Origin of the sequence: Caulobacter sp. X (assembly GCF_002742635.1) — a bacterium.
Classification (GTDB): Bacteria; Pseudomonadota; Alphaproteobacteria; order Caulobacterales; family Caulobacteraceae; genus Caulobacter.
The window spans coordinates 1,268,860-1,282,448 of sequence record NZ_PEGF01000001.1 but is presented as its reverse complement, the minus strand read 5'-3'; the positions used below and the strand labels follow the sequence as shown (position 1 = coordinate 1,282,448).

Genomic DNA, 13,589 nt, shown 5'->3' with positions numbered 1-13,589 from the left:
CGGTGCGCATCGTCCTCCTGTCCTCGATCGTGCCGTTCATCAACGGCGGCGCGCGCTTCATCGTCGAGTGGCTGGAGGAGAAGCTGGTCGAGGCCGGGCACCAGGTCGAACGCTTCTACCTGCCGTTCACCGACGATCCGAACGAGATCCTGCACCAGATCGCCGCCTGGCGGCTGATGGACCTGACCCAGTGGTGCGATCGGGTGATCTGCTTTCGGCCGCCGGCCTATGTGGTGGATCATCCCAACAAGGTGTTGTGGTTCATCCACCACATTCGCACCTTCTATGACCTGTGGGACACGCCCTATCGCGGCATGCCGGACGATGCGGAGCACCGGGCCATCCGCGACAACCTGCGGGCCCTCGACACGCGAGCGATCTCCGAGAGCCGCGCGGTGTTCACCAACTCGCGGGTCGTCGCCGATCGTCTGAAGGCGTTCAACGGCCTCGACGCCACGCCCCTCTATCCGCCGATCTACCAGCCCGAACGCTTCACCCACGAAGGCTATGGCGACGAGATCGTCGCGATCTCGCGCCTGGAGCCTCACAAGCGCCAGGCCCTGATGATCGAGGCCATGCAGTACGTGAAGACGCCGGTGAAGCTGCGCCTGGCCGGCACGGCGTCCAGTCCCGAATATGGCCGTCAGCTGATCAAGATGACCCGCGACCTGGGGCTCCAGGATCGCGTCATCCTGGAAGACCGCTGGATCAGCGAGGACGAGAAGGCCGACATGCTGAAGACGGCCCTGGCCGTCGCCTATCTGCCCAAGGACGAGGACAGCTACGGCTATCCGTCGCTTGAGGGCGCGCACGCTCGCAAGGCGATCGTCACGACCACCGACTCCGGGGGCGTGCTGGAGCTGGTCGAGCACGGCCGCAACGGCTTGATCAGCGAGCCCGATCCCCGCGATCTGGCCCAGCAGTTCGACCGCTTGCACGCCGACCGCCAGGCCGTCGCGGCGATGGGGCAGGCGTCGCTGGATCGGCTGACCGAGATGAAGATCGACTGGGGCACGGTCGTGGAGCGCCTGACCTCATGAGAAAGCCGGCATGAAGGTTCTGGTCGTCAACAACGCCGCGCCGTTCCAGCGCGGCGGCGCCGAGGAGCTGGCCGACCACCTGGTCCGCCGCCTGAACGCCACGCCCGGCGTCCAGTCCGAGCTTGTCCGCGTGCCCTTCACCTGGGAGCCGGCCGAGCGACTGATCGAGGAGATGCTGATCGCCCGCGGGCTGCGGCTGCCCAATGTCGATCGGGTCATCGGCTTGAAGTTTCCCGCCTATCTGATCCCGCACCACGACAAGGTGCTGTGGCTGCTGCACCAGTTCCGGCAAGCCTATGACCTGTCCGAGGCCGGTCAGAGCCACCTGGATTTCGACGAGGCGGGCCGGACGGTGAAGGCGGCGATCCGCGCGGCCGACAACGCCTGCTTCGCCGACTGCCGCAAGATCTACTGCAACTCGCCCGTCACCCAAAACCGGCTGATGAAGTTCAATGGCGTGCCGTCCGAGGTGCTTTATCCGCCGCTGAACGACGGCGAGCTGTTCACCGGCGGTGACTACGGCGACTACGTCTTCGCCGGCGGCCGCGTGGCGGCGGGCAAGCGCCAGCACCTGCTGATCGAGGCCTTGGCTCTGCTGCCGAACGGCCCGCGTCTGATCATCGCCGGCCCGCCGGAGAACGAGGCCTATGCCGACCGTCTGCGCAAGCTGGTCGAGGATCTGGATCTGAAGGACCGCGTGTCCTTGCGCTTTGGCTTCCATCCGCGCGAGGATATCGCGCGCTGGGCCAATGACGCCCTGGCCTGCGCCTATTTGCCGTTCGACGAGGACAGCGTGGGCTACGTGACCATGGAAGCCTTCGCGGCCGGCAAGCCAGTCCTGACGGTCACTGACTCCGGCGGCTTGCTGGAGATCGTCAGCGAAGAGACCGGCGCGGTGGCCGAGCCCACGCCCGCCGCCCTATCCGAGGCCTTGGCCCGTTTAACGTCTCACCGGGGACGCGCGATGTCGCGAGGCGCTACGGCGCGTGACCTCTGGCGCAACAAGAATGTCACATGGGAGGCGACAGTGCGTCGTCTTCTTGATTAAGCCACAAATATTGGCTTGAACCGCCGCATTCCGGCGGGGGCCGTGAAAGTCTGGAAAATGCGAGTGCTGTCGAAAGTCCTGTCCGTTCGAACGTCGGTGATCGCCGTGGCCGTCGCCATGGCTGTGGCCGGCGGCGCCGAACGCGCTCACGCCGAGACCTTGGCCGACGCGATCACGGCGGCCTATCAAAGCAACCCCAACATCCAGGCCCAGCGCGCCGCCATGCGCGCCCTGGACGAGAACTACACCCAGGCGCGGTCGGCTTACGGCCTGCAGGCCACCGCCCAGGTGTCTGAAGGCTATGGCTATGCGCGCGGGCCTCAAACGAACACTGGCTATCCCCTGTACAAGACGGAAACGCGAGAAGGCATAGGACAGTCGAACGACCTGTCTGTAAGCCAGACTCTCTACACCAACGGCCGCTATGCGGCGCGTCTCGCGGGCGTCGAGGCTCAGATCAAGGCGTCGCGCGAAAACCTCCGCCGCATCGAGATGGACCTGCTGGTCCGCGTGACCAACGCTTATGTCTCCGTGCGCCGTGACCGCGAGGTTCTGCGCATCAGCCTGGGGGGCGAAGCTTTCCTGCGCAAGCAACTGCAGGACACCGAGGACCGCTACAGCGTCCGCCAGATCACCCTAACGGACGTGCAGCAGGCCAAGGCGCGCCTCGCCGCCGCCAGCACCCAGGTGGCCAACGCTCAGGCCCAGCTGAACGTCAGCATCGCCTACTATGCGTCGCTCGTGGGGCATCTGCCCGACAATCTCGAACCGGAGCCGGATATCGACGGTCTGCCGACGACCCTGGACGAGGCGTTCAATCAGGCTGAAGAGGCGAACCCAACCCTGAACGCGGCGCTCTTCACCGAAAAGGCTTCGCGTCTGGGCGTGGTGCAGGCGCGCGCTCAGCGGCTGTTCTCCGTCTCGGCGCGCGCGGACTATCGCAACGGGCCCTACGTGCCCTACAGCGCCAAGGATGCGAACCGTTCGAACACGGTGAATGCGTCGATCACCCTGACCCAACCGCTGTTCGCCGCCGGTCAGCTTAACTCCCAGGTCCGTCAGTCGATCGAGGAGAACAATCGCGACAAGCTGCTGATCGAAGACGCGCGCCGCAACATGGTGCTGAGCGTCTCTCAGTACTGGGACCAACTGGTCGCCGCCCGCAAGTCGCTGGTCAGCCAGGAAGAGGAAATGAAGGCGAACACGGTCGCCTTCTACGGCGTGCGCGAGGAAGAACGCTTCGCTCTGCGCAGCACGATCGAGGTTCTGAACGCCCAGGCCGAGCTGCAGAACGCCCAGCTCGCCTTCATTCGCGGTCGGGCCAGCGAGTATGTCGGCCGCGTCCAGCTGCTGGCGCAGGTCGGTACGCTGGAAGTCGGCAATCTGGCGCCGGGCGTGGCGGCCTACGACCCGACCCGCAACTTCAAGAAGGTGCGCTACAAGGGTGTGCTGCCGACCGATCTGATCGTCCAGACCATGGACAAGATCGCGCTGCCGCTGGAGCCGAAGAAGCCGAAGGCCGGCGACACGACGCCGATCCGGCCGCCGTCCTCGGAATTGCCGGCCAAGCCGATCGCCGCGGACAAGGTGGCGCCGCCGCCGTCGATCAACGAAATGCCGGCGCTGAGCGATAGCGACGCGCCGCTGGCCACCGCGCCGAAGGGCTGATCAGCGCAGCGGCAGCAGGCGGCGAAGGGTCTCCAGCCAGGCCGCGCGATCGAACGACACATGGCCGTTGCGGGATGTCGCGGCGGCCAGTTCGGCGCGCCAGGCGTCGTCGTCGATCATCCGCGCCAGCTTGCGCGCCGCGTCGTCCTCGTCGGCCGCCGCCCAGCGCCCGGCCTGGTAGATCGCCCCGTCGCCTTCGACGGGGATCAGGGCGTAGTCGACCAGCTGGCTGGAGGCGAGGTCCATGAACTCCACGTTCGAGGACCACCCGGTCGCCAGGGTCGGCTTGCCCAGCCAGATCGCCTCGGCCAGCAGCAGGCCGTAGCCCTCCGAGCGATGCAGCGACAGGATGATGTCGCTGCTGGCTGTCAGGAGGGCCATGTCCTCGGCCGACAAGCTTTCCCGCATCAGCCGGATGCTCGGGTCCCCCGCGACGTCGGCGGCGAGGGCCGCGTAGGTCTCCGGATAGAGATCGGCCCCGACCACCTTGCAGACGAGCAGCGCCGCGCGCGCGGTCTGACGCTTGGCCGCCTGGAATGCGCGGAGCGCGGCGTACGGGTTCTTGCGCTGGGCGGTCGAGCGCAGGTCGAACGCCATCAGGACGACCACCGTGTCGTCGGGCAGCTCAAAGCGGGCGCGATCCGCGCCAGGCCTGGGATTGAGATACAGCGGATAGGGCAGGGGCGTGACCTTGACCCTCGGCGGCGCGATCTTGCGCAGCGCGTCGGCCGCGAAGGCCGAGGGGGTCCAGACTTCGTCCACCAGATCGAAGGCGGGAGCCCAGGCCGCCGGGGCGTCCTCGAGCTCCCAGGCCCAGTAGCCGATATGCCGCCGGCCGCCGAGAAGCCGCCCTTCCGTCTCGCGCGCCCAGCGCAGGAGTTCCGGCGGGTTGATGTGCGAGATCACCACCCCGCGCTCTCTGACGCCCGGCGGCGGATAGGCCGTTTCGATGTCGACGGGCATGCCCACGAAGCGCGACAGGTCCACGGCGCGGACGGGAAGACCGGCGTCGGCGAAGCCTCGCGCCAGCATTCGAGCGCCTTCGCCCAAGCCATGAACGGCGCCGTGGAAGCCCACGACGGTGACGGGCAAGGCGGGGCGACGATTGCGACGGCGCGTGCGGCGCTGGGTCCTGGCCTCGGCCGCGCGAAGGGCTTGGGCCTTGGCGGTCCTATCCACCCATTCGCTGGCGCGCTCGAACGCCGCCTTCGGCGCGCCCTTGGCCAGGTGCGCGCCCCGACGGATGGGCGTGGGCAAGCGACGCCAAAGCGCCAGAAGCGGTGAAGTCATCGATCTTGGCCGGTGCGCGATCTCGCGAAGGGATGAAGAGCTATAGCGATTTGCCGCGCGCCGACGCCACGCCAAAACACGCGACCGAGGCGAACGGAACGCTGGGACTCGGTCGAGAAAACTTTCAGTTGGGCTCTTCGGCCGCCGTTCGCCTGCGCGTCTAGCGAGAGTCGCCGAGCCGCCGGCGCCGTCCCGGCCTTGGTGTTGGTTTCCTGGTCCCTAGGAGCTCAATAGAGGGGGCGTTTTCCAATGTCTATTCGGGCTGGGATGCGGCTGAGAGTGAAATTTCGGTCTATAGGCGGTCCGTTCCTGAAAAATAGTGTCGAGAAATAGACTATTGATGTCGAGATGTGGTCGTTGGATAACTTTCAGAGATCACGATGGCCTGATGAACTTCGAGGCTCTTGCCTCGCGAGGTTGGCGTCGGGGGCGATATTTTGACGGAGCCGCCAAGAATCTAGAGCCGCCTCGACAATAGCGGAAGTTGCAACGCGAAATCAGGCTGAAATGTCGGAATCTCGCCGCTGGGCGGTTGCGAAGCGGCTCCGGTTAAGATATGAAGAGTGTGTCTACCCACAAGACTTCCCATCAGCCCCGCCGGAGACCGAGTCGCCGGCGGGGCTTGTTGTATGTGGCGTCTCGCTGCTGTGTCGAACGCCTCTTGGGGCGGGATGTTCCTAAGGCCAGGCTAGAGGCGGCGAATATCCGCGCCTAAGCGCGGTCCTTCGGGGGCGGCGGGCGCTTCAGCTTGGTCAGATGCGGCCCGTGCACGACCGGCTGGCGCTCGAGGATCTCGCGCACCTTATGGACCGCCAACGAGGCGCGGCTGCGGCGCTGGCGCCAGAGCAGCAAGGTCATCGCGCCCAGCGTCGCCGTCATGAAGGGCAGGGGGCCTAGCAGCCAGCAGGCGGCCGCCAAGGCGAAGTAGTAGGCGCGGACGCCGGCGTTGAAGGCCGACAGCGCCGGGTTGAGGATGCCCCCGGCCGCTTCGGCGTATTCCTCCAGCACCTTGGCGGGCGCCCACATCGGCGCGGCGCCGATCGCGGCCAGGCAGTAGTTCATCTGGCGGATCGACCAGATGAAGTCCAAGAGACCGCGCGCCAGGGCGATCAGCACCAGGCCCAGCTTGATCTGGAACATCATCGGCGTGGTCTTGGCCAGCACCGCCAGGCCCTCGACGCTCTTCCAGGCGCTGTCGCCGCCGAACAGCACCCCGGCCGCCGCGGCGATCAGGATCAGGTTCGACGAGGCGAAGAAGCTGGCCGAGTTGATCGCATGGCCCAAGAGCTGGCCGTCCAGCAGCGCGATCTCGCGCACGGCCATCTCCTGCATCCACCGGCGGCGGATCACGGTCATGTCGGTGTTGAGCACGCCTCCGGCCTCGCCCAGGCGCCGGAGCATGGGCTCGTACAGCAGCCAGCAGAGCGTGAAGACGACCAGGACGAAGATGTCGAGCAACGGCATGTGCGGCAATCTAGACGGGCGCGGAGAGTCGGAAAACGGGGTTCGAGGATACCGGTATCAATCCTCGTGGATAAGGCTGTGGCGGCCGGTGTCTTTGAGGATAACCGAACAGATCAGGCCCAAGGTCATGACCCCCGCCACATAGACATAGAAGGCGCTTTCCATCTTCTCGTGCTTGAACGCCAGGGCGACCATCTCGGCCGTGCCGCCGAACAGCACATTGGCCAGGGCGTAGGGCAGGGCCACGCCCAGCGCCCGCACGTGGGCGGGAAACAGCTCGGCCTTCACCACCGCGCTGATCGAGGTGTAGCAGGACTGGATCGCCACGCCGGCCAGGATCAGCGACAGGGCGCCCGTCACCGTGGTCGCCTGGGAGATCCCCGTCATGATCGGCCAGATCGATAGGGCGCCGCCGCCGAACGCCGCGATCAGCATCGGCTTGCGCCCCACCTTGTCCGACAGCCATCCAGCCAGAGGCTGGGCCAGCAGGAAGCCGATCAGGCTGAGCGCGCTGATCTCGGAGGCCTGCCCCTTGGAGAAGCCGGCCGTGTTGACCAGGAACTTCTGCATATAGGTCGTGTAGACGTAGAAGGTCAGCGACCCGCCGGCTGTCAGGCCCATGATCAGCAGGCTCTCGCGCGGATGCAGCCGCACGAGCGGCACGATCAGCGAGACGAAGAACAGCACCAGGAACACCGCGCCCAGGATCTGGGCGGGGCGGGCCAGCGGTCCGGTCGTCACGCCGATCACGCCGGCGATCACGGTCAGCGCCAGCAGCGCCCCGGCGACGCCGACCTGGCGCCGCGAGAGGTTCTCGCGCGGGCCGGCGTTCTTGAAGGCGATGCTCTCGTCCAGGCCGCGCCGGATCCAGAAGACGACGACGGCCAGCAGGGCGCCGATCACGAACGGAACCCGCCAGCCCCAGGCCTTCAGCGCGTCCTCGGGCAGCAGCCGCTGCAGCACGATGAGCACGCCCAGCGCCAGCAACTGCCCGGCGATCAGGGTCACGTAGTGGAAGCTGGACCAGAAGCCGCGCCGGGCCTTGCCGGCCATCTCGCTCATATAGGTGGCGCTGGCGCCGTATTCGCCGCCGACCGAAAGGCCCTGCAGGACGCGGGCGAACAACAGGATCGCCGGGGCCCAAAGGCCGATCGCGGCGTAGCCTGGCGTGACGGCGATGATCAGAGCGCCGGCGCACATCAGGGCGACCGAGGCTGACAACGCCGCGCGTCGACCCGAGTGATCGGCGTACAGGCCCATCAGCCAGGCGCCGATCGGCCGCGCCACGAAGCCCAGAAAAAAGACCGCCGCCGCCTGCAGCAGCTGAACGGTCTGGTCGCCTTTCGGGAAGAAGGCGGGGGCGAAATAGAGGGTGAAGGCGGCGTAGGCGAACCAGTCGTACCATTCGACGAGGTTGCCGGCCGATCCGCCGAGAATGGCCCGGGCGCGGGCGGTCGGCGAAAGTCGCGCTCCGGGCGCGTCGGCGTTCGCCGTCATGGTCATCTCTCCCCCTCTTGCTTGAGGGGGAGATTAGGCGAACGCCGATCTAGAGCAAGTTCGCTAGATCCTGCCCATCAGGACCAGGATGATGATGATCACCAGGATCAGGCCCAGGCCGCCGGAGGGATAGTAGCCCCACGAACGGCTATGGCCCCAGGTGGGCAGCGCGCCGATCAGGGCCAGGATCAGGATGATGATGAGGATCGTGCCGAGCATGGTCCGTGGTTTCCCTCCGATCCCGCGTCCGCCACCACGGCGACGCTGGGATCACGTATTGGGAATACCCGACGGCGTAGGTCGGTTCCGGCGATCAGCTGGGCGTGTCTTCGGCCTTGCGCAGGCGGATCGCCCACAGGGCGCCGATCACGCCGCCCTTCACGCGCGGCAGCAGCAGAAGAGTGAGCGCCGCCAGCGGGATCAGGGTCAGCGGCGCGACCAGCGCCGGCGGCGCCGTCCAGATCCACGGGAAGAACAGCATGGGGGCCACGACCAGATGGCCGATCAGCAGGATCGTGAAATAGGCTGGGCCGTCGTCGGCGGGATAGCCGCCCAGTTCGTGGCCGCAGGCCTCGCACTCGGGATCGACCTTCAGATAGCGCATGTAGAGGCGCCCGTCGCCGCAGTTCGGGCAGCGGTGCAACAGGCCGCGCTTGAGGCCGGTCAGCAACGAGGGGGCGGTATGGGTCTCGGACATGGCGTCCATATGCGCTTCCTGACCTGGCAAGAAAAGGGCGACGCGGGGTCGCACGGCGACGATATGTCCCGATCTTGACGAAGTATTCCGCCTATTTTCGCCGAAATGGCGTCAGAAAATCCCGGACCTCTAGAGCGCGGATACGCAGGATTTTGGAATGAGGTTAACTGTCGGAATATTCACGTCGTTTATTTTCGACGATGATTTCGGCTCTTGTGGCCGATGCTCTGAAAATTCCGCGACCTGACCTCGCGAGGCAAAGACTGAAGACTGAGCGCCGCGAGACCGGCTTGATCAGTGCTTGGCGTCTTTCGCGGTGTTGCTGACGGCCCGTCCGGCGGCGGAAATGTCGCGGCCGGCGCCTTCGATCGTGTTGCAGGCCGAGACCAGCAGGGCGGCCGCGGCGGCGGCCAGAACAACGATCTTACGCATGGTCTAACTCCACTGTTCGTAGGGCCTGTCTGGTTTGGATGGCGCCATCCAAACCAGATAAACAGGCCCTATCTTCATATTGAGAGCGCGTTCGAGCGGTTTAACCGCTCACACTTAAACCTAACGCGCTTGAGGGCGCGGGACCTTAACCGTGGGCCGCGCCGACCTTCAAGAGGGCGCGACCCAGGGTCGTGATCCGCCTTTAGCGGACGCGGCGGATGGAGCTGATGCGGTCGTTCCAGTCGCGCGGCAGGACGCCCTGATCGCGGTCGATCACGGTGCAACGGCCTCGATAGAAGGCGTCCTCGCAGACCTCCCAGGCGCCGCGCAGGATCTTGATCGACGAGGTCCTGTCGTTGAATCCGGCCTGGTCGAGGTCGGGCATGTCGCCCTTAACCTCGTAGACCCGACCGTCGTAGCCGGCGTGCTCGAACAGCACCGCGTCGGCGCGCCAGCCGCCGCCAGGCGGGCGGCCGGGGCCCGGGATGGGGCCAGGGCCCACAAAGCCCGCGCATTGCAGGCGGCCGTCGCGGTTCTCCAGGCCCTGGCCGCCGCAGTCGCGCGAGCGGACGCTGCTCCACTCCCAGCCGCCGCGATCGGTCTGGCAGCGCGCCCAGACCCGTCCGTCGAAGGCGGTGATCTCGCGGCACGAGCGCGTATAGGAGCCGCGCGGCGGATCGTCGTAGCGGCCGTCCCAGCCGGGGGCCTGAGCGCTGGCGGCGCTGCTCCAGCCGGCGATCAAGGCGGCGGCGGAGAGAGCGGTCAGGCTGAGCGTCTTGGACATCTTGGTTCCCCCAAGCGAAAGCGGCTTGTCGGGAACACTAGGCCGCTCGCCGGCTGAACGCAGCCTGAACGCTCAAGCTTTCGAGCGTTCAGGCGGGGCGCGCTTCGGTTCCCATGAAGATCACCTTCGCGCCCTTGGTGACCGCCGAGCCCAGCTCCGCCGCGTCCCAGTTGGTCAGGCGCACGCAGCCGTGCGAGGCGCGTTTGTTGACCAGCTTCGGCTCCGGCGTGCCGTGTATGCCGTAGGTGTCCTTGGTCAGGTCGATCCAGGTCGAGCCGACGGGATTATTCGGACCCGCCTTGATGGTCAGCTTGTCCTTGGGCTTGCCGAAGGTCAGGCGCGACGGGTCGTAGGTGTAGGTCGGGCGCGGCGCCAACGTCCGCACGGCCCATTCGCCGGACGGGGCGGGGCGCTCGGTGCTGCCCACCGTGGCCGGATAGACCGCCAGCTGCGCGCCGCTTTCGTCGAAGGCGCGCACCTGGCCCAGGGTCTTGTCGATCTCGATGCGAGCGACCTTGGCCGGCAGGGCGTCCGCGCCGGCGGCGGTGACGACGATCGCGACGCCGGCCTGGTTGAAGTTGGCGCCCGGGTTCAGGTCGCGCAGCAGGGCCTCGTCCATGTGGAAGCGTTCGGCCAGCATCTCGACGACGTCGTGGTAGTTCATGGCCGGCTCACGGGCCATCGCCTCGTAGTCCTCCTTGGGAAGCTGGGGCGTGAACGGACCGGCGACGTCGCTCTGGGTGATCGTGTAGTCGACCAGCGCCGGCCCGTTGTCGGCCGCGACCAGGGCGTCCAGCAGCGCCTGGCTGACCTCGCCGTCGGCGCTCATGTCGTGCGCCTTCTGGAAGGCCTGGATCGCCAGCTTCAAATTGCCGCCATCGCGGCCGTCGATCACGCCGGGAGAGAAATGGGCGCGGTCGAGCAGGGTCTGGACCCGGATCAGGACATCACGTCGGGCTTGTGGATCGCTGGCGGCGGGATCGAAGGCGGCCGCGTTGATCGCTTGGGCCATCGGCGACGACGCGGCCGAGGCTGGCGGCGCGGCGACGGTCGGGACTGGCGCCTTTTGCACGGTGTTGGCGGGGGCGGGCTTGGCCGGCGGTTTGTCGTCGCAGGCGCTGAGGGCCAGGACGGCGACGAGGGCGAAACGGGAAACCAGACCGGTCATGCAAACTCCAGGCGGGAACGACTTCACCGCTTGAAGGCTTGAGCCATGGCGAAGTTCCACCGCGGGTGAGGCTGGATTTGAGGGCGCTGCGTCGTTTGCTTTGGGGGCTGGGCGTTCTGGCGCTGGCCGTAGGGGCGTTCTGGCTGTGGGTGATCTGGCCGCCTTGGGAAGCGAAACCCTCCCGGGCTGACCGTCCGGGGCCCATGTCCGAGGCTCCGGTATCGGCCGAGAGCGCGCCGCCCTTGGTCGCCGCGCCGGCGCTGTGCGTCGGAAGCGAAGCGGGGCCGGCCGGCGCCGCGGCGGCCAACGCCGCGTCGCTCTCCACCCTGGCCTGGTCGCCCTTTGGAAAGCCCGAGACGGGCTGGGAAATCTACGCGCCGCGCATCGCGGCGGAGATCGGCACGAGTTGCGCTCCGGGCTCCGACGGCTTCGCCGCCGCCCTGGCGCGTTGGCAACAGGCGAACCACCTTCCGCGAACGGGCGTGATGGACGCGGCGGCGTTCGCGGTTATGCTGCCGCGCTGGCACCTGACGCGGCCGTTCGTTCGCGTGAACCGCGACGGCGTCTGTCCTGGCGCGCCGGCGGAAGCTAGCCTGGCCACCGCGCGTCCGGACGAGAGCTATGGCGGCAAGACGATCCAGCTCCGGCCCGCCGCGCTGCAGGCCTATCGCCGGATGGTCGCCGAGGCGCGCGCGGCCGGCGTGCTCCGCCGGCCCGAGGCGCTGACGATCTATTCGGGCTTCCGGGCCCCGGACGCCGACGCCCAGCGCTGCGCCCGCGACCGCAACTGCCAGGGGCTGACCCGCACCATCTGCTCGGCCCACCGAACGGGTCTCGCCCTGGACGTCTTCATCGACGCCGCGCCGGGCTTTGGCCCGGACTCCTCGGCCGACGCCAACCGCCTGGCGATGGCGCGTTCGCCGCTTTACCGCTGGATGGTGTGGAACGCCGGGCGCTTCGGATTCGTCAACTACGTCTACGAGCCGTGGCACTGGGAGTGGACGGGCGAGCCTCTGCTGCCCGGCGCGCCGATCGCCAGCCTCTCCGCAGACGGCGCCGAGCCGGTCACGGAACCTCCGGCAGGCTCCACGCCGCGAACGCCGGCCGCTGCTTCAGCCGCTCGTAATAGGCTGTGAGGGCGGGCCATTCGACGCGCTGGATCGGGCTGTGCAGCCAGCGGTGCAAAGCCAGGCCCAGGACGATGTCGGCCAGGCTGAAGTGCTCGCCCGCCACATAGGCGCCGGTGTCCACCAGCCGGGCGTCGAGCAGGCCCATGGCCGTGTTCCAGGCCTCGACGCTGGCGGCGATCTGCTTGGGATCGTCAAAGCCCGGCGCCTTGCGCACCAGCCCGGCGAAGGCGTAGCGCCACGCGGTGTTCAGCTCGGTCGCCTGCCAGTCCATCCACTGTTCGACGATCGCCCGCGCGCGTTTGCCCTCCGGCAGCAACGGCGTCCCGGTCGCGAGATAGCGGCAGATGGTGTTGCTTTCCCAGAGCGCGCCGTGCTCGTCGATGAGGACCGGCACCAGGGCGTTGGGGTTCATGGCCAGGAACTTCGGGTCCCGGGTCGAGGCGAAGCCCGCGCCCCAGTCCTCGCGCTCATAGGCCTGGTCCAGCTCGTCCAGGGTCCACAGGACCTTGCGGACGTTCAGCGACGAGGCGCGGCCGAGGACCCGGGGAATCGTCACCGCGTCATCCAGGGCTTGGACTTGCCGGTGGGCGCGGCGGCGCTGGCGCGCTCGACCTTGCCGCTGGAGGCCTTGGGGCCATGGCCGTGGCGGCCTTGGGCGGCCTTCTTCAGGCGCAGGGCGCGCTGCATCGGCGTTTCGCCCTCGGGCGCGGGAGCGTCGGTCTTGTCGGTCATGAACGCGATGTAGGCCTCGATGGGCGCCTTGAGAAGGCCGCGCTTAGCGGTCAGTCTGGAAAGATGCCGCGTCGTCGCCTGGTTCCCGCTGTCGTGCTCTGCGCCGTCCTGGCCGGGGCGGGCGCGCGCGCTCAGACGCAAGGGCCGGCCGCGGAGGCGCCGAACGCCGTCTCGCCGGTGCTGATCCTGCCGCCGACCCCGCCGCCCAAGCTGGTCTCGACCTATCCGGCCCAGGACCAGACGGTCGCGCCGGGCGTCCTGATCCTGAAGGCCGCCTTCGACCAGCAGATGTCGCCCGCCGCCTGGAACTACGCCCCCGCGCCGGGCGCCGAGCCGCTGGACTGCGTGAAGACCCCGCGCCTGCTCTCCGACCAGAAGACCTTCGTCCTGATCTGTCGGGTGCTGGCCGGCCGGACCTATGGCGTGACCTTCAACGCCCAGCGGCCCGGCGGCTTCGCCAATCTCGGCGAGAACCCGGCCCTGACCGCCAGCCTGACCTTCAAGGTCGAGGACGCCGCGCCGGTCACCACCCTGCGCCGCGCCATGGAGCTGGCCGGGCTGCGGGCGGACCAGACGCCGGTCCAGGAGGCTCCCAAAGCCTCCGTGGGCGCCTCGGCGACCGCGGGGCGCTGAACCGCC

General features: G+C 67.8%; 15 protein-coding genes. 5 read left to right on the top strand and 10 right to left on the bottom strand.

What is annotated here, in order from left to right; genetic code table 11:
• The first annotated feature begins 2 nt into the window (after positions 1-2).
• The 3 genes from CSW60_RS05935 to CSW60_RS05925 are packed head-to-tail and all read left to right on the top strand — an operon-like array spanning position 3 to position 3,756.
• Positions 3-1,040: a glycosyltransferase family 4 protein gene (locus CSW60_RS05935; protein WP_099536356.1), complete on the top strand. Its 1,038-nt coding sequence runs from the start codon at positions 3-5 to the stop codon at positions 1,038-1,040.
• Between the two features lie 10 nt (positions 1,041-1,050).
• Positions 1,051-2,088, top strand: coding sequence for a glycosyltransferase family 4 protein (locus CSW60_RS05930; RefSeq protein ID WP_099536355.1), 1,038 nt, complete (start codon positions 1,051-1,053; stop codon positions 2,086-2,088).
• 57 nt (positions 2,089-2,145) lie between these two features.
• Positions 2,146-3,756: a TolC family outer membrane protein gene (locus tag CSW60_RS05925; protein ID WP_099536354.1), complete on the top strand. Its 1,611-nt coding sequence runs from the start codon at positions 2,146-2,148 to the stop codon at positions 3,754-3,756.
• Here the strand turns inward: CSW60_RS05925 and CSW60_RS05920 are convergent, their stop codons facing one another.
• The 8 genes from CSW60_RS05920 to CSW60_RS05885 form a co-directional block, all read right to left on the bottom strand.
• Positions 3,757-5,046: a glycosyltransferase gene (locus CSW60_RS05920; RefSeq protein ID WP_099536353.1), complete on the bottom strand. Its 1,290-nt coding sequence runs from the start codon at positions 5,044-5,046 to the stop codon at positions 3,757-3,759.
• Positions 5,047-5,757: 711 nt separating this feature from the next.
• Positions 5,758-6,510 (bottom strand): DUF599 domain-containing protein, encoded by a 753-nt coding sequence (locus CSW60_RS05915; RefSeq protein WP_099536352.1) that lies wholly within the window; start codon positions 6,508-6,510, stop codon positions 5,758-5,760.
• 57 nt (positions 6,511-6,567) lie between these two features.
• The gene (locus CSW60_RS05910; RefSeq protein WP_099537567.1) at positions 6,568-8,007 is read right to left on the bottom strand and encodes an MFS transporter; all 1,440 of its coding nucleotides are present in this window, start codon (positions 8,005-8,007) and stop codon (positions 6,568-6,570) included.
• Between the two features lie 63 nt (positions 8,008-8,070).
• Positions 8,071-8,226: a DUF3309 family protein gene (locus CSW60_RS05905; protein ID WP_099536351.1), complete on the bottom strand. Its 156-nt coding sequence runs from the start codon at positions 8,224-8,226 to the stop codon at positions 8,071-8,073.
• A 94-nt stretch (positions 8,227-8,320) separates the two neighbouring features.
• The gene (locus CSW60_RS05900; protein ID WP_099536350.1) at positions 8,321-8,713 is read right to left on the bottom strand and encodes a DUF983 domain-containing protein; all 393 of its coding nucleotides are present in this window, start codon (positions 8,711-8,713) and stop codon (positions 8,321-8,323) included.
• A gap of 285 nt (positions 8,714-8,998) precedes the next feature.
• Positions 8,999-9,136 carry an entericidin A/B family lipoprotein gene (locus CSW60_RS05895; protein ID WP_099536349.1) on the bottom strand — a complete coding sequence of 46 codons (138 nt, stop codon included), beginning with the start codon at positions 9,134-9,136 and terminating at the stop codon, positions 8,999-9,001.
• 202 nt (positions 9,137-9,338) lie between these two features.
• Positions 9,339-9,920 (bottom strand): beta/gamma crystallin-related protein, encoded by a 582-nt coding sequence (locus CSW60_RS05890; RefSeq protein WP_201722972.1) that lies wholly within the window; start codon positions 9,918-9,920, stop codon positions 9,339-9,341.
• An 88-nt stretch (positions 9,921-10,008) separates the two neighbouring features.
• Positions 10,009-11,088, bottom strand: coding sequence for a murein L,D-transpeptidase (locus CSW60_RS05885; RefSeq protein ID WP_099536348.1), 1,080 nt, complete (start codon positions 11,086-11,088; stop codon positions 10,009-10,011).
• A gap of 203 nt (positions 11,089-11,291) precedes the next feature.
• Here CSW60_RS05885 and CSW60_RS05880 point away from each other — a divergent pair, with 203 nt between their 5' ends.
• Positions 11,292-12,224: a D-alanyl-D-alanine carboxypeptidase family protein gene (locus CSW60_RS05880; protein ID WP_236634223.1), complete on the top strand. Its 933-nt coding sequence runs from the start codon at positions 11,292-11,294 to the stop codon at positions 12,222-12,224.
• On the opposite strand, the gene CSW60_RS05875 is transcribed toward CSW60_RS05880, so the two are convergent.
• Both CSW60_RS05875 and CSW60_RS05870 read right to left on the bottom strand, forming a co-directional pair.
• On the bottom strand, positions 12,154-12,774 hold the full coding sequence (locus CSW60_RS05875) for a glutathione S-transferase family protein (protein WP_099536346.1): 621 nt from the start codon (positions 12,772-12,774) through the stop codon (positions 12,154-12,156). The genes CSW60_RS05880 and CSW60_RS05875 overlap by 71 nt on opposite strands.
• Positions 12,771-12,950: a hypothetical protein gene (locus CSW60_RS05870; protein WP_099537565.1), complete on the bottom strand. Its 180-nt coding sequence runs from the start codon at positions 12,948-12,950 to the stop codon at positions 12,771-12,773. Before CSW60_RS05870 ends, CSW60_RS05875 begins: the two co-directional genes overlap by 4 nt.
• Positions 12,951-13,013: 63 nt before the next feature.
• Here CSW60_RS05870 and CSW60_RS05865 point away from each other — a divergent pair, with 63 nt between their 5' ends.
• Complete coding sequence (locus CSW60_RS05865) at positions 13,014-13,583, top strand: hypothetical protein (protein WP_099536345.1); 570 nt, start codon at positions 13,014-13,016, stop codon at positions 13,581-13,583.
• Positions 13,584-13,589: the final 6 nt, after the last annotated feature.

What these genes read in the sequence shown, in the direction of transcription:
- CSW60_RS05930 (WP_099536355.1), top strand. Translation starts at nt 1,051, where the DNA reads ATGAAGGTTCTGGTCGTCAACAACGCCGCGCCGTTCCAGCGCGGCGGC.
- CSW60_RS05925 (WP_099536354.1), top strand. Translation starts at nt 2,146, where the DNA reads ATGCGAGTGCTGTCGAAAGTCCTGTCCGTTCGAACGTCGGTGATCGCC.
- CSW60_RS05920 (WP_099536353.1), bottom strand. Translation starts at nt 5,046, where the DNA reads ATGACTTCACCGCTTCTGGCGCTTTGGCGTCGCTTGCCCACGCCCATC.
- CSW60_RS05915 (WP_099536352.1), bottom strand. Translation starts at nt 6,510, where the DNA reads ATGCCGTTGCTCGACATCTTCGTCCTGGTCGTCTTCACGCTCTGCTGG.
- CSW60_RS05910 (WP_099537567.1), bottom strand. Translation starts at nt 8,007, where the DNA reads ATGACGGCGAACGCCGACGCGCCCGGAGCGCGACTTTCGCCGACCGCC.
- CSW60_RS05905 (WP_099536351.1), bottom strand. Translation starts at nt 8,226, where the DNA reads ATGCTCGGCACGATCCTCATCATCATCCTGATCCTGGCCCTGATCGGC.
- CSW60_RS05900 (WP_099536350.1), bottom strand. Translation starts at nt 8,713, where the DNA reads ATGGACGCCATGTCCGAGACCCATACCGCCCCCTCGTTGCTGACCGGC.
- CSW60_RS05895 (WP_099536349.1), bottom strand. Translation starts at nt 9,136, where the DNA reads ATGCGTAAGATCGTTGTTCTGGCCGCCGCCGCGGCCGCCCTGCTGGTC.
- CSW60_RS05890 (WP_201722972.1), bottom strand. Translation starts at nt 9,920, where the DNA reads ATGTCCAAGACGCTCAGCCTGACCGCTCTCTCCGCCGCCGCCTTGATC.
- CSW60_RS05885 (WP_099536348.1), bottom strand. Translation starts at nt 11,088, where the DNA reads ATGACCGGTCTGGTTTCCCGTTTCGCCCTCGTCGCCGTCCTGGCCCTC.
- CSW60_RS05880 (WP_236634223.1), top strand. Translation starts at nt 11,292, where the DNA reads ATGTCCGAGGCTCCGGTATCGGCCGAGAGCGCGCCGCCCTTGGTCGCC.
- CSW60_RS05870 (WP_099537565.1), bottom strand. Translation starts at nt 12,950, where the DNA reads ATGACCGACAAGACCGACGCTCCCGCGCCCGAGGGCGAAACGCCGATG.
- CSW60_RS05865 (WP_099536345.1), top strand. Translation starts at nt 13,014, where the DNA reads ATGCCGCGTCGTCGCCTGGTTCCCGCTGTCGTGCTCTGCGCCGTCCTG.